Below are 15748 nucleotides of genomic sequence, written 5' to 3' on the forward strand. Positions count from 1 at the left end.
CTTATTTACCCATACAGAACTTAGAGAAGATTTCTTCTACAAGATCATCTCCAACTTCTTCACCAATTATTTCACCTAAAGAAGCATAAGCATTTATGAGATCGACAGTAAAAAAATCTTCTGAAAGATTTTTATCAATACTATCAATCACTAGATTTAAACTATCATAGGCTTGTCTTAAAAGATCTTTGTGTCTTAAATTAGTAATATATATTTCCTGCTTTGGAACAATATCACCATTAAGGAAAAGTTTAGACACAGCATCTTTTAGTTCATCGATTCCCTGTCCTTTAAGCATTGAAGTACTAATAACAGGTAAATACTCATCTGATGAACATGAAAAAAGCATACGAACAATATCTTCTGTTATTTTTATATCATCAGAAAGATCATTCTTATTAAGAAGAACAATGGTCTTCTTATCCTTACAAAGGTTAATGATTTCTTTATCTTCATCATCTGTATCAGAAGTAGAATCCATAATATATAAAACAAGATCTGCTTCTTCAACTTTGCTTTTGGCTTTATCAACTCCGATCTTCTCAATCACATCATCTGTGTTGCGAATACCAGCAGTATCAATAACATGAAGAACAATATCTCCCAGTCTAACAGTCTCTTCAATAATATCTCTTGTAGTACCAGCAATATCAGTAACTATCGCCCTCTCATCTCCAGTAAGTGCATTTAAAAGAGATGATTTACCAGCATTAGGCTTACCAACAATAACGGTTTTGATTCCATCTTTTCTGATCTTACCTTCATCCGCTGTACTAACTAATCTATCAATATCTGAAATAATAGGTTTTATTATTTCTTTTAATCTATCAGGAAAACCATCAAGGTCATAATTTTCAGGATCATCAAGAGCAGATTCAATAAATGCCATCTGATAAAGAATCTTTTCTCTTATCTCTTTTATCTTAGTAGAAATCTTTCCTTGAAGCTGTCTTCTGGAACTCTCAAGTGCAAAATTATTCTGAGCACTGATGATATCCATGATAGCTTCTGCTTTTGTAAGGTCTATCCTACCATTTAAAAAAGCTCTTTTTGTAAATTCACCTGGTTCAGCAAGTCTACAGCCATGATCGAGTAAAAGCTGTAATATCTGATTCATGATCAGCATTCCGCCATGAGAATTAATCTCAATAACATCTTCCTTGGTGTAACTATGAGGGGCTTTCATATATGAGATCATAACTTCATCAACGATATTTTCGCCGTCACAAATAAATCCATATTTAATGGTATTCGCTTCATGATCAAATAGGTCATGTTTATGAGAACCAGAAATATAGATTTCATTACAAATAGAAACAGCATCTTTACCACTAACTCTGATGATTCCGATTCCAGCATCAGACATAGCAGTTGCGATTGCACAGATTGTATCGTTGTTTAGATTATTCAAAACAGTAGACATATATGAAACCTCACTAATATTCTACTTAAATAATACCCCTAGGAAGAAAACCTAGGGGTATTTGGTTAACATTATTTCTTTAATGTAACAACAACTCTTCTAAATGGTTCCTCACCTTCACTGTGTGTTGTAACATATCTATCATTCTGAAGTGCTGAATGAATGATTCTTCTCTCATAAGGATTCATTGGCTCAAGAGCAACTGACTGTCTTGACTTTCTAACCTTATAAGAAATATTCTTTGCAAGATTTTCAAGAGTAGCTTTTCTTCTCTCACGGTAGTTTTCTGTATCAACTTTAACGTGAACATACTCTGAAATATCTCTGTTTACTACTAAAGAAATAAGATACTGAAGAGAATCAAGTGTCTGTCCTCTCTTACCAATGAGAACACCCATCTCTGCTCCACTAAGTTCAACATCTAAAATGCTATCATTTGAATTAAACTTAGTATCAACAGTAACTTCCATATTCATGGCTCCGAATACTTCCTTAAGGAAATCATTTGCTTTCTTGCAAAGCTCATCGCCATTTATATCAGAAGAAGCGGCTTTCTTTTCAGCTTTAACTTCTGGCTTCTTCTCTTCTTTAACTTCTACTTTTGTCTCAACTGTCTCTTCTTTTTCTTCTTTAATTCTTGCTTTGATAACAGCTGGCTTAGCACCGATTCCTAAAAGACCAGCAGATCCAGCAGAAACAACTTCGTAATCAAGTTTATCACTAGTAACAAGTAGACTTTCACAAGCTTCTGTGATTGCTTCATCAACATTCTTTGCTGTGAACTCTTTATATTCCATTGTGACCTCCCCATATAAGGCAATTATTTATTATTTTTTTCGTTGAATTCTTTAACCATATTAGCCTTAGCTAAAAGTGAATCTTTACGGATTTCTTTGCCGTTAAGCTTAGTTCTAACATTCTGAAGTTCTGCCTCATTGTCAGTATTAACAACCTTAGAAGGTGTTGACTGAATGTTACGAGTAGACATATTAGCATATCTATTCATCTGAGGAGTTGCCTTCATCTTCTCCATCTTTGCCTTGTACTTCTCAGTATTCTTGGCAATCTCAGCGTCGATATCGATCTTATCAATGTGCTTGTTGATAACGATCTGCTGGATTGATCTGATAACAGCACCTGCAATCCAGTAAAGACCCATACCTGCAGGAAGACTGAAGCAGAAGAATGCTGACATAAGTGGCATCATAATGTTCATAGTCTTCATAGACTGCTGCATCTGAGCTGCTGGATCATCTGGATCTGGCTTAGCATTGCTGTCTACCTGCTGAGGCATAAGCTTTGTGTTGATCCACTGAGTAAATGCTGCAAGAACAGGAACTATGATACCTCCAATAAGAAGGATGAAGTTCTTGTTAGCAAATGCAGTCTGTACCATATATCTAGGACTATCACCAATGTTAAGTCCTAAGAAGAAATTGAACTTGTTTAATAAAGCATGTGTGCTATCAATTGAACTAGCTAAATTTCCAAAGTTAGATGTAAGTGAATCCCAATCAGCTGATGAAGCCTTATTAAGAACATCGATAAGAGTGTTCTCTACATAAGAAGCATCTCCTGCTGTAAAAAGTTCGTTCTTGAACTGACCAGAGAAAGACTTAGCACATGAAAGATTCTCCTGGATGAAAGCCAAAGCACCATCAGTAGTGCGAAGCTGCTCAACTAAAGGATAAAAAGCATTTCTAACTATTGTTACATAAGCTGGAATTGAATAGATAACACGATAAAGAGCAAAAAGAATAGGCATCTGAATAACAAGCTGTAAGCAGCTACCTGTCTGTGATACGCCATACTTAGCGTAAAGCTCTTTAGTTTCCTGCTGCATAGCAAGCATAGAATCGTTGTCTTTTTTGCCCTTGTACTTAGCCTGAATAGCCTTAAGTTCTGGGCTCATCTTAGCCTGAAGCTTAGAGAATTTCTGCTGCTTGTATGTAAGTGGTAAAAGTAAAAGATAAATTACAATTGTGAAAATAATGATTGCAAGACCGATATTAGGAATTCCAATAGCATTAAGAACATTGAAGATTCCGTTCATGATATGACCAAGAAGCCACGCTACTGGTCCAACAATCTTACCCTGATAAGGGGTTAAAATAACTCCCGTCAAAATGTACCTCCTCTGAAAACTTACGGAACTGGATCATATCCACCGCTGGAGAAAGGATTACACCTAAGAATTCTCCATGCAGCCAAAAGTCCCCCTTTAAGAGCCCCGTATTTTTCTATTGCTTCTAACCCATACTCCGAACAAGTTGGAATATATGGGCACTTTGTTCTTTTTAATGGAGACAAATACTTCCTATAAAATTTGATCAAAAAAATAAGTATTCTTTTCATCAATTACCGCCATTTTTCTTTATGCGGGCCTTCCCTGCCAGGCTTAATAGAGATTCTTCTATATTAATGTATCTAGCATCTCTTGCACAGGCTCTGGCTACGACTACTATGTCCAAACCACTATTGAACATATCTTCGTGTAGTCGGTATGATTCTCGAACAAGTCTTGCAAATCTGTGCCTTACAATACTGTTCCCAATTTTTTTACTACATGAGATTCCAAGTCTGTTAATCGAACTACCATTTTCCCACACATAAAGAACTATATATTTATTTGCATAGCTCTTACCGTTCTCATAACATCTTCGAAAATCAGTTGTCTTTTTCATTGATTCCGAAAAAAGCATATTCTGTCCTTTTTATATAAGAAGAAAAAAGGCCACATTAATTGCGGCCTTTAATATCATGCAGATAATCTCTTTCTTCCTTTTGCTCTTCTAGCAGCGAGTACTTTTCTACCGCCCTTAGTAGCCATTCTTGCTCTGAAGCCGTGTACTCTGGCTCTCTGAAGCTTATGAGGCTGGAATGTCATCTTCATATTGGAAACACCTCCTTCTTAACCAAACTAACCATAAAGGTCTGTTAAATGACTTTGATCAGAAATAAATCAAGTCATAATTATCCTGTGTGGAAAAAATCTTTATAATTATAATAAATAAAAATCTAGCAGTCAAGCCATTAATAGGCATTAATTCTTATAATAAAACATTAAAATTTTTTTCAAAAAAATAGTAACAACATTTTGTACTAAAAAAAGTTATCCACAACAAAATGTTGATTTTGTGGATAACCTGTTGATTAATCATTTATACCCACTTTTATCCACAATGTTTTCCATTTTTGTGGAAAACATTGTACATAATCTGAGGAAAAATTAATTAAACACCGAAGATTATGCCTTTTATAATGGTAGATTAACAAACGTGGAAAAAATGAGCTTTTTCCACAAACAATTTTTTTTTCATTTTATTTTCCATATTTTTAAAAAGTTATCCACAAATTACTGTCGTTTGATATTTGTTTTCTTTTAATATAAAATAGTAAAAGTCTAAAAATATGCATTTTTGGGGAGTTTTTTCATGCAATCATCATCAGAAATCACAGAGAAATTAAAAAATAATTGGGAGTCTATCAAGCACACTATCAAGATAGAATCTGGTATTACAGAGATTTCTTATCGTACCTGGATAGACCCTCTTACTGTATATAGCGTACAGGACAATAATGTAAAGATCCTTATACCATCAGATAATTCCATGGCACTTCAGTACATTATTAATCACTACATGGATTTTATTAAGGTTACCATTTCAGAGTTTTTAGAAACAATGGTAGACGTTACTTTTATTTTGAAAAAAGACACTATTAATAATGAAGAAACTCAAGAAGATAATTTTGAAGAGTCACGCGAAGGCAGCTACAAAGGCACAATCAACTATGAGCAGTCAAATCTTAATCCAAAATATAGATTCGATACTTTCGTAGTAGGAAGTAACAACAAGTTTGCTCATTCAGCATCCCTTGCTGTTGCTGAATCTCCAGGAATTTCCTATAACCCTCTTTTCCTATATGGAGGACCAGGACTTGGAAAGACTCACCTTATGCATTCGATTGGTCACTTCATTATGGAACATGATCACAAAGCAAAGGTTTTATATGTAACATCAGAGCAGTTCACTAATGAAGTTATTGAATCCATCAGAAGTGGTAAGACTGAGAGCATGTCTAAGCTTCGTGAGAAATATCGAAGAGTTGATGTACTGATGGTCGATGACGTTCAGTTTATTATAGGTAAAGAATCAACACAGGAAGAATTTTTCCACACATTCAATGAACTCCATCAGGCTGGAAAGCAGATCATTCTTTCCTCTGATAAACCACCAAAAGAAATGGAAACACTTGAAGAAAGATTCAGATCACGTTTCGAAATGGGACTTATTGCAGATATTCAGTCTCCTGACTACGAAACAAGAATGGCAATTCTTCGTAAGAACGCAGAAAACTACGGCAAGAACATTGATGATGAAGTCATTGATTACATTGCTACTAATATCAAATCAAACATCAGAGAACTTGAAGGTGCTTATAACAAGATTATCGCTTATTCACGACTTAATAATGTAGATGTTACTCTTGAAAATGCTATGGAAGCTCTCAAAGACATCATCTATCCAGATAAGTCAAAGGTCATTACTCCTCAGCTTATCATTGATACAGTCTGTGAACAGTATGGAACCAAGAAGGACGACATTATCTCCAAGAAGAGAAATTCTGAGATAGTACTTCCAAGACAGATCATTATGTATCTCTGCAGAGAACATACAGATGCTTCATTAGAAGAAATCGGTAGAACTCTTGGTAAAAAAGATCACACAACAGTTATGAGCGGTATCAACAAAATCAAACAAAAGATGGCTTTTGATGAAGAACTCAACAAAAACATCGATATTATAATGAAGAAACTCAACCCTTCTTTATAACTTGTTAATTAATTGTGGATAACTATCCTGATAACTTGTGATTTAAAAGAGGATAATCTGTTATTTAGGGGTGGATAAAAAAATTAGGCCTCATTTGTTAAAATTTGGCTTGTTTATAACTATTAAATTTTCAACACCATTTTTTTTGTTTTCAACAATCAAAAATTTGTAAAAAAGCCGCATAAATTGTATAATAGAATAGGTTTTACACTTATCAACAGCTATTATTAATTCTTTTATGATTTATTAATAATTATTTTATATACGTACGCGAAGGGAGTAAGGACTTAAATGAAATTTGTATGCTCTAAATCTAATCTTGTAAGTAGTTTACAGATTGTTTCTAAAGCAGTTCCTTCTAAAACAACAATGTCAATTCTGGAATGTATCTTAGTAGATGCAACAGAAGGAGTAATTAAATTCATTGCTAACGATATGGAACTTGGAATTCAGACTATAGTAGATGGAGATATAGTTGAGAGAGGATTTATAGCTCTTGATGCTAAGATTTTTGTAGACATAGTCAGAAAGCTTCCAGATAATGATGTAACTATTGAATCTGATTCAACTAATAAAGTAACTATCAGCTGCGAGAAAGCAAAGTTTAACCTTATAGGAAGAAAAGGTGATGACTTCACTTATCTCCCATCTATTGAAAAAATTGATGGAATAACAGTTTCTCAGTTTACACTTCGTAATGTAATTCAGCAGACTATCTTCTCAATTTCAGAGACAGATGCTAATAAGATGATGAGCGGAGAACTTTTTGAGGTTGAAGGAGAAAACCTTAAGTTAGTTTCTCTTGATGGACACAGAATTTCTATCAGAAAAGTAAAGCTTGGCGGAACTTATTCAAACAAAAAGGTTATAGTTCCAGGTAAGACACTTGGTGAAATCAGTAAAATTCTTGGTGACAGCACTGAGAAGATGGTCAATATCTACTTTACTGACAAGCATGTTCTATTTGAGTTTGATAAGACAATCGTAGTATCAAGACTTATTGAAGGTGAATATTTCAGCATTGATCAAATGCTCTCAAGTGACTATGAGACTAAGATGACAATTAACAGAAAAGAGTTCCTTGAGTGTATCGACAGAGCAACTCTTCTTGTTAAAGAAGGTGATAAAAAGCCAGTCATCATCTCTGTTACAGATGGAAAGATGGAACTTAAGATCAATTCTGCAATTGGTAGCATGGATGAAGAAATCGACATTGAGAAACAGGGTAAGGATCTGATGATTGGATTCAATCCCAAGTTCCTCATTGATGCTCTTAGAGTAATTGAGGATGAGACAGTAGATATTTACTTAGTTAATCCTAAGGCTCCTTGCTTTATCAGAGATAAAGATGGCGCTTATATCTATCTTGTTCTTCCAGTCAACTTTACAACTGTTGACTAATCATTGTTAACAAAGGATTTATCATGGAAATAGTTAAGTTAAGACCACAGGATGATTTTATAAAATTAGGTCAGGCCCTCAAAAAAGCTGGTCTTGAAGGTTCTGGTGTTGATGCCAAGATGGACATTCAGGCAGGTCTTGTAAAAGTTAATGGCGAAGTTGAAGAAAGACGTGGCCGAAAGCTCTATGATGGAGACATCTTTGAGTACAACAACACACAGGTAAAAATAGAAAAATGATAATAAAATCACTGGAATTATCTGATTTTAGAAATTACGAAAACTTAAAAATTGATTTCAGTAGCGGAACAAATATACTCTATGGTGATAATGCTCAGGGAAAGACTAACATTCTTGAAGCAATATTTGTTTCTGCTACTACTAAATCCCATAAGGGGAGCAAAGACAAAGAAATCATAAGCTTTGGTAAAGAAGAAGCTCATATCAGAACTATTCTTGAAAAAGACAACGCAGAATATCGCGTTGATATGCACCTTAGGAAAAGCAAGACAAAAGGTATTGCCATAGATGGTCAGAAGATTAAAAAGGCTTCTGATCTGATTGGAAGGTTAAATGTAGTTTTTTTCTCACCAGAAGATCTTAGTATTATTAAAAATGGTCCTTCAGAGAGACGCAGATTCATGGATATGGAGCTGTGTCAGCTAGATCAGATATATTTAAATAGTCTATCTAAATACAACAAGTTAGTTGTCGAAAGAAATAAAGTTCTAAAGGATCTTTTTGAACACCCTGAAAATTCAGTACTTTTGGATGTTCAAGATAAGCAGTTATGCGAGTATGGATCCGTCATAATCAAAACTAGAGAAAAATTCATCGCAGAGCTCAATGAAATAATAAGACCTATACACAAGAAATTGACGGGAGAAAAAGAAATCCTGTCAGTTTACTATGAGCCAAATGTTTCAGCAGAAGATCTCGAGAAGAAATTAAGAGCTTCAAGGCAAAAAGATATATATGCTAAGCAGACAACAGTTGGACCTCATAAAGATGATTTTTCTTTTATCATTCAGAAAAATGAATCTGAAGATGGAATAGACATCAGAAAATACGGATCTCAAGGACAGCAGAGAACTGCATCGCTTTCTCTGAAGCTTTCTGAGATTGAGATTGTAAAAAAAGCTAAGAAAGAAAATCCAGTACTTCTTTTGGATGATGTATTGTCGGAGCTTGATAGTAACAGACAGAATTACCTGCTCAATACTATCGGAAATATACAGACTATCATCACATGTACTGGTCTTGATGAATTTGTTAATAACAGATTTGAAATAGATAAACTGTTCAAGGTAACAGATGGAACAGTAAGTAGTGAAAACTAAGAAATGGAGCAAAGAATGAGTAACGAAGAAGTACAGTATGGCGCTGACCAAATTCAAATTCTAGAAGGACTTGAAGCGGTTAGAAAAAGACCAGGTATGTATATCGGAACAACAGCAAGCAGAGGTCTTCACCACCTCGTTTATGAGATTGTTGATAACTCAGTAGATGAGGCACTTGCTGGTTTTTGTGATCATATCGAAGTAACAATAAACGAAGATAACACCATCATTGTCAAAGATAATGGTAGAGGTATTCCTGTAGATGTTAACCATAAGTCAGGACTTACCGGTGTAGAAGTAGTATTTACCATTCTTCACGCAGGCGGAAAGTTCGGCGGTGGAGGGTACAAGGTATCTGGTGGACTTCATGGCGTTGGTGCATCTGTAGTTAACGCTCTTTCAGAATGGTTAGAGGTTCAGGTTACAAGAGATGGCAAGATTTATCAGCAGCGCTACGAGAGAGGAAAAGTTTGCTATCCTCTTAAGGTTGTTGGTGAAGCTCCAGAAGGAATTACAGGAACAAGAGTATATTTCAAGCCAGATGCTCTTATTTTCAAAGAGACAACTGTTTACGATTACAACATTTTAAAACAGAGACTTCGTGAGATGGCCTTCCTTACAAAGGGACTTAGAATTTCACTTACTGATAAGAGAGTTGAGGAAGGTGAAGAGCCACAGGTACAGACTTTCCATTATGAAGGTGGTATCAAGGAATTCGTAGCGTACCTCAACAAGAGCAAGACATCTCTTTACGAAGAAATCATGTATTTCGAAGGAAACAAGAACAACGTTCAGGTTGAAGTTTCACTTCAGCACAATGATTCCTTCACAGAGAGCATTTATACATTCGTTAACAACATCAATACTCCAGAAGGTGGTACACACCTTGAAGGATTTAAGGCAGCTCTTACCAAGACATTCAATGACTACGCTAGAGCTAATAAGATGTTAAAAGACAGTGAGGAAAATCTTACTGGTGAAGATATCAGAGAAGGTCTTACAGCTATCATCAGTGTAAAGATCGAAGATCCTCAGTTCGAAGGTCAGACTAAGCAAAAGCTCGGTAACTCAGAGGCTAGAGGTGCTGTTGCAAGTATCGTTGGTGAGCAGCTTACATATTTCCTTGAGCAGAATCCAAACGTTGCAAAGCAGATTCTTGAAAAAGCTATCCTTGCACAGAGAGCAAGAGATGCAGCAAGAAAGGCAAGAGATCTTACAAGACGTAAGTCAGCTCTTGATGGACTTGGACTTCCTGGTAAACTTGCTGACTGTTCAGATAAAGATCCAAAGAACTGCGAAATCTTCATCGTAGAGGGAGATTCTGCGGGTGGATCAGCTAAGACAGCTAGAAGCCGTGCTACTCAGGCTATTCTTCCACTTAGAGGTAAGATTCTTAATGTAGAAAAAGCCAGAGTTGATAGAATTTATGGAAATGCAGAGATCAAGGCAATGATCACAGCATTCGGTACTGGTATTCATGATGATTTTGATATCAGCAAACTCAGATACAATAAGATCATTATCATGACCGATGCCGATGTAGATGGTGCGCATATTGCAACACTTATGCTGACTTTCCTTTATAGATTCATGCCTGAACTTATCAAAGAAGGTCACGTTTATCTTGCACAGCCACCTCTTTACAAGCTTGAAAAGAATAAAAAGGTTTGGTATGCATACAGCGATGAAGAGCTCAATCAGATTCTGACTGATGTTGGAAGAGACCAGAACAACAAGATCCAGCGTTACAAGGGACTTGGTGAGATGGATCCTGAGCAGCTCTGGGAAACAACAATGGATCCTGAGAGAAGAGTTCTTTTACGAGTTAATATGGACGAAGAATCTGAGTCAGATATTGACGTAACATTCACAACTCTCATGGGTGATAAGGTTGAACCTAGAAGAGAATTCATCGAGAAAAACGCTAAGTTCGTTAAAAACCTTGATATTTAAAGAGGAAGAGTATAAAAAATGGCTGATAATATTAACAATAATAATAACAATGACTTATCAGATGACGTATTTGAGAAAGTCACTACTGATAGAATAAAAGAAGTCGACCTTCAGAAGACAATGGAAGCAGACTATATCGATTATGCCATGAGCGTTATTGCTTCTAGAGCACTTCCAGACGTAAGAGATGGTCTTAAGCCAGTTCAGAGAAGAATTCTTTATTCTATGATAGAACTCAATAATGGTCCCGACAAGCCACACCGTAAGTGTGCGCGTATCGTCGGTGATACAATGGGTAAATATCACCCACACGGTGATAGTTCTATTTACGGAGCATTGGTAAACATGGCTCAGCCGTGGTCTATGAGATATTGTCTTGTAGATGGACATGGTAACTTCGGTTCTGTGGACGGCGATGGCGCTGCTGCTATGCGATACACAGAGGCTAGACTTACTAAGATCTCAATGGAGATGACAGCTGATATCAACAAGAACACAGTTGATTTCATTCCAAACTTTGATGAGACAGAAAAAGAGCCTACAGTACTCCCAAGTAGATATCCTAACCTTCTCGTAAATGGTACAACAGGTATCGCTGTAGGTATGGCAACAAACATACCTCCTCACAATTTAAGAGAAGTAATAAATGCTGTTACCAAGATGATCGATAACAGAATTCTTGAGGATAGAGAGACAGAGATTGAGGAACTTCTCGATATCGTAAAAGCTCCTGACTTCCCAACTGGTGGTATTATTCTTGGAACAAGAGGAGCAGAGGAAGCTTATAGAACAGGACGCGGTAAAGTTATCGTAAGAGCCGTTACAAATATCGAGCCAATGCAGAATGGTAAGAACAGAATCGTTGTAACAGAGCTTCCATATCTTGTAAATAAAGCAAACATGATTTCAAAGATTGCTGAACTTGTTAAGCTCAAAAAGCTTGATGGAATCACAGCTCTTAGAGATGAGTCTGATAGAGAAGGTATGCGTGTAGTTATCGAGCTTAGAAGCGATGTTAATCCTAACATCATGCTCAACAAGCTCTACAAGCATACACAGATGCAGGATTCTTTTGGTATCATCATGCTGGCATTGGTTAACAACCAGCCAAAGATCATGAGCCTTACAGAGATGCTCACACACTACATCAAGCATCAGGAAGATGTTGTTAGACGTAGAACAGAGTTCGACCTCAACAAGGCAGAAGAAAGAAATCACATCTTAGAAGGATTACTGATTGCCCTTGATAACATTGATGAAGTAATCAAGATCATCAGAGGCAGTGAGACAGTTGCTATTGCAAAAGAGCAGTTGATGTCCCGCTTCGGACTTTCAGATGCTCAGGCTCAGGCAATTGTTGATATGAGACTTCGTACTCTCACAGGTTTGGAAAGAGACAAGCTTGAGCAGGAGCACGCAGAACTCTTAAAGAGAATTGAAGAATTAAAGGCAATCCTTGCTGATAGAAAGGTACTTCTTGGAGTAATCAAGACTGAGATTCAGGAGATATCTGATAAATTCGGAGATGACAGAAAATCACAGATCGGACATGACGATTCAGATATCGACATGGAAGACCTTATTCCAAATGTGAATACAGTTATTGCAATGACAAACCTTGGTTATATCAAGAGAATGTCAATCGATAACTTCAAGTCACAGAACCGTGGTGGTAAAGGAATCAAGGGTATTACAACAATCGACAATGATTTCGTTGAAGATATCCTTATGACAACAACACATAACTACGTAATGTTCTTTACCAATACAGGTAGAGTTTACAGGCTCAAAGCATATCAGATTCCAGAAGCATCAAGAACTTCAAGAGGAATGGCAATAGTTAACCTTCTGCAGCTCGCTCCTGGTGAGAAGATTTCAGCTATGATCCCAGTTAGCGGATTTGAGGATGAAGACAAGAGTCTCTTCATGGTTACCAAGAAAGGTACAGTAAAGAAGACACCAATCACAGACTTCTCAAATGTTAGAAAGACTGGACTTGCAGCAATCAACTTAAGAGATGACGATGAGCTTATCGAAGTTAAGACTGTTAAGAAGAATGCTGAGATTTTCCTCGTAACCAAGAATGGTATGTGCATCCACTTTGATGAATCAGACGTAAGATTTACTGGAAGGTCATCAATGGGTGTTAGAGGTATGATGCTTGATGATACTGATGAGATCGTTGGTATGCAGCTCAATACACAGGGCGATTCACTTCTCATCGTTTCAGAAAAAGGATTTGGTAAGAGAACAACACTCGACGAATTCCACAGTCAGTTCAGAGGTGGTAAAGGTGTTAAGTGCTACAAGATCACTGAAAAGACAGGAAATGTAGTCGGTGTTAAAGCTGTTAATGATGATAACGAGATCATGATGATCACAAATGCAGGTATCATCATTCAGCTGAGAATGGATGAAATAACAGTTCATGGAAGAGTAACATCAGGCGTTAAGATGATCAATCTTGATAAGGGTGTTACAGTAGCCAAGATTGCTAAAGTCAGAGAAAAAATATCTGACGGAGATAAAGAAATCGACAACATAGAAGACGTTACAGAAGATATTCCTGAGGAATGAGGGGCCTATGAACATCGGACTGTTAATATCTGAGTTAGAAGACAAAGAAGTAAAAAGAATTTGTGTAGGAGCAAGCCAGGCTGCAAATGACAAGGGTGTATCCCTTGTCATTATGCCTGGTAAATATATTGATTCAGACAAACATCAGTATAGTGCTCTGTTTGACTATGCCAACACGTCCGATTTCGACGCCATTATTGTAGACATCGAGAGGATAGGAAAAGAAACATCGATTCTTAGGAAAGAAGCTTTTCTTAAAAAATTCGACAAAGTACCTGTTTTAACACTTACTGAGACAGAAGGATTCCAAGCAGTAAACGCAGTTGAAACAGATCATGATCAATTTGAGCAGTTAGGATATGAGGCTGTTTGCGATGCAATATTCTTTGCAAAAAATGGAGTTATTCCTCCAGCAGAAACTGCAAAGAATTTCACATTCGTAGAACAGCCAGATTCCGATGCTCTATCTATTATTTCTGAACTAGGATTTAACCTGTTCCACAAAAAATATGAAACAGAAAAAGCGCACGAGATACTTGCAAAAGCGGCAGTAAATATAGGTATCAATAATTTTGGTATCTATCTGTATGACAAGAAGGTAAAGAATACCACAAAGTATCCATGGAATATTCCAGAGACAATTTCTGTTAAAAGTACAGTAGTTGATGGAAGCTGTGCTACTTTTTCAGATGGAAAGTTATCCACAGAGACAGACAAAATCTTCTCTAGTTATACACAAAAAAAGACAACAGTTCTTTTAACCGGTGCAATATTTGTAGGAGATTACCAGCTGGGAATCCTGATTACAGAGTATAATCCAAGAATGCTCATAGACCATTACTTTGAGAGCTTCCAGGGATTTGTAACAGCAATTTCCAGACTTTCATATTTGGAAAAAGAACTCCTTAAAACCACAGAAGAGCTCTATGAAGTTCAGGAAGAGCTCGCAAGAGACGATTCAGTTCTTGATCACATCGGAGATCAGGACTATCTCACCGGCGGACTCAATAGAAGAGGATTCTTTGCAAAGGCTTATGACCTCTTAAAAGAAGAATTTAAACCAGGAAAATTTGCAGTAGTTTCCTACATTCACATGGAATCACTCAAAGGAATCAACGATATTTACGGACATGACGAAGGTGACAGAGCCGTCAAGAAAGTAGCCAAGGTACTTCAGGATGTATTTGGAGATAGCCTATGCGGTAGAATCCGCGGCGACGAATTTGCTGTGATTGAAATCACTGATGAAGAGGGCAAATCAGAGGCAATCATCCAGGAGATGTCTATGCAAAATGGAAAACTCCTTGCCGATTCGCCAAGATATATCAACCATCTTCAGTATGCTATCTGCGAATTTAGCTATGACGACAATCTCTCACTTCGTGAGATGTTAAAAGAGACAGACGAAAACTTACAGAGAATAAAAGGAAATATATCATAATGGGACTTAAGTTAGTATCATGGAATGTAAACGGACTCAGAGCCTGTGTGTCAAAAGGCTGCTTTCAGGAATTCATGGAAAAAGAAAATCCTGATGTGATCTGCCTTCAGGAGACCAAGCTTCAAGAAGGTCAGATAGAGATGGATCTTCCTGGGTACAAAGAGTATTGGAATTATGCCGAGAAGAAAGGCTATTCAGGAACTGCAATCTTCACAAAAGAAGAACCAATATCTGTAACCTATGGCCTTGGAATTGAAGAGCATGACCACGAAGGACGTGTGATAACAGCAGAATATGAAGATTACTATCTTGTAACAGTATATGTTCCAAATGCAAAAGAAGATTTATCAAGACTTGAATATAGACAGGTTTGGGAAGATGATTTTCTTGCATACATCAAAAAGCTTGAAGAGAAAAAGCCAGTGATCTACTGCGGTGACTTAAACGTAGCTCACAAAGAGATAGACCTCAAAAATCCTAAGCCAAACAGAGGACACGCCGGATTTACTGATGAAGAAAGAGCTAAGTTTGATAACGTAGTAAATTCAGGACTTGTAGATACCTTCAGACATTTCTATCCTGACCTTGAAGGAGCATATTCTTGGTGGTCCTATAGATTTAACTCAAGAGCCAAGAACGCAGGCTGGCGTATTGACTACTTTGTAGTTTCAGAAAGCCTCATGCCAAAGGTAGAAGATGCCAAGATCTATAGCGAAGCCCTTGGTTCAGACCATTGTCCAGTAGGACTTATATTAAAATAAAGCACAATAAAAGCTCTG

The 15748-nt window shown here is 36.8% G+C and carries 14 protein-coding genes; 8 read left to right on the forward strand and 6 right to left on the reverse strand.

Annotation, left to right across the window (positions count from 1 at the left end; all coding sequences use genetic code 11):
• Window position 1 precedes the first annotated feature (1 nt).
• The 6 genes from mnmE to rpmH all read right to left on the reverse strand — a co-directional run bounded on the left by mnmE (window position 2) and on the right by rpmH (window position 4316).
• Window positions 2–1423 (reverse strand): tRNA uridine-5-carboxymethylaminomethyl(34) synthesis GTPase MnmE, encoded by a 1422-nt coding sequence (gene mnmE, locus BUA02_RS11310; protein ID WP_072704180.1) that lies wholly within the window; start codon window positions 1421–1423, stop codon window positions 2–4.
• Between the two features lie 71 nt (window positions 1424–1494).
• Window positions 1495–2220, reverse strand: a complete 726-nt coding sequence (gene jag / locus BUA02_RS11315) for an RNA-binding cell elongation regulator Jag/EloR (RefSeq protein WP_072704183.1) — start codon at window positions 2218–2220, stop codon at window positions 1495–1497.
• 23 nt (window positions 2221–2243) lie between these two features.
• Window positions 2244–3548, reverse strand: coding sequence for a YidC/Oxa1 family membrane protein insertase (locus BUA02_RS11320; RefSeq protein WP_072704186.1), 1305 nt, complete (start codon window positions 3546–3548; stop codon window positions 2244–2246).
• A gap of 20 nt (window positions 3549–3568) precedes the next feature.
• Window positions 3569–3778 (reverse strand): membrane protein insertion efficiency factor YidD, encoded by a 210-nt coding sequence (yidD, locus tag BUA02_RS11325; RefSeq protein WP_071177366.1) that lies wholly within the window; start codon window positions 3776–3778, stop codon window positions 3569–3571.
• On the reverse strand, window positions 3778–4125 hold the full coding sequence (gene rnpA, locus BUA02_RS11330; RefSeq protein ID WP_071177367.1) for a ribonuclease P protein component: 348 nt from the start codon (window positions 4123–4125) through the stop codon (window positions 3778–3780). Before rnpA ends, yidD begins: the two co-directional genes overlap by 1 nt.
• A 56-nt stretch (window positions 4126–4181) precedes the next feature.
• A complete protein-coding gene (rpmH, locus tag BUA02_RS11335) occupies window positions 4182–4316 on the reverse strand; it encodes a 50S ribosomal protein L34 (protein WP_013282343.1) in 135 nt (44 codons plus the stop codon).
• Window positions 4317–4857: 541 nt separating this feature from the next.
• Here rpmH and dnaA point away from each other — a divergent pair.
• From dnaA to BUA02_RS11375, 8 genes are all read left to right on the forward strand, one after another.
• A complete protein-coding gene (gene dnaA / locus BUA02_RS11340) occupies window positions 4858–6258 on the forward strand; it encodes a chromosomal replication initiator protein DnaA (protein WP_083572747.1) in 1401 nt (466 codons plus the stop codon).
• A gap of 291 nt (window positions 6259–6549) precedes the next feature.
• Complete coding sequence (dnaN, locus tag BUA02_RS11345; protein ID WP_071174863.1) at window positions 6550–7659, forward strand: DNA polymerase III subunit beta; 1110 nt, start codon at window positions 6550–6552, stop codon at window positions 7657–7659.
• A gap of 23 nt (window positions 7660–7682) precedes the next feature.
• The gene (locus tag BUA02_RS11350) at window positions 7683–7898 is read left to right on the forward strand and encodes an RNA-binding S4 domain-containing protein (protein ID WP_071174864.1); all 216 of its coding nucleotides are present in this window, start codon (window positions 7683–7685) and stop codon (window positions 7896–7898) included.
• The gene (gene recF, locus BUA02_RS11355) at window positions 7895–8998 is read left to right on the forward strand and encodes a DNA replication/repair protein RecF (protein ID WP_071174865.1); all 1104 of its coding nucleotides are present in this window, start codon (window positions 7895–7897) and stop codon (window positions 8996–8998) included. Before BUA02_RS11350 ends, recF begins: the two co-directional genes overlap by 4 nt.
• Window positions 8999–9013: 15 nt before the next feature.
• Window positions 9014–10951 carry a DNA topoisomerase (ATP-hydrolyzing) subunit B gene (gene gyrB / locus BUA02_RS11360; RefSeq protein WP_071174866.1) on the forward strand — a complete coding sequence of 646 codons (1938 nt, stop codon included), beginning with the start codon at window positions 9014–9016 and terminating at the stop codon, window positions 10949–10951.
• A gap of 120 nt (window positions 10952–11071) precedes the next feature.
• On the forward strand, window positions 11072–13528 hold the full coding sequence (gyrA, locus tag BUA02_RS11365; RefSeq protein WP_242946507.1) for a DNA gyrase subunit A: 2457 nt from the start codon (window positions 11072–11074) through the stop codon (window positions 13526–13528).
• Window positions 13529–13535: 7 nt separating this feature from the next.
• Window positions 13536–14969 carry a GGDEF domain-containing protein gene (locus BUA02_RS11370; protein WP_072704192.1) on the forward strand — a complete coding sequence of 478 codons (1434 nt, stop codon included), beginning with the start codon at window positions 13536–13538 and terminating at the stop codon, window positions 14967–14969.
• Window positions 14969–15730, forward strand: a complete 762-nt coding sequence (locus BUA02_RS11375) for an exodeoxyribonuclease III (protein WP_072704195.1) — start codon at window positions 14969–14971, stop codon at window positions 15728–15730. The genes BUA02_RS11370 and BUA02_RS11375 overlap by 1 nt, the downstream gene beginning before the upstream one ends.
• The last annotated feature ends 18 nt before the right edge of the window (window positions 15731–15748 follow it).

It is taken from the genome of Butyrivibrio hungatei DSM 14810 (assembly GCF_900143205.1).
Classification (GTDB): Bacteria; Bacillota; Clostridia; order Lachnospirales; family Lachnospiraceae; genus Butyrivibrio; species Butyrivibrio hungatei.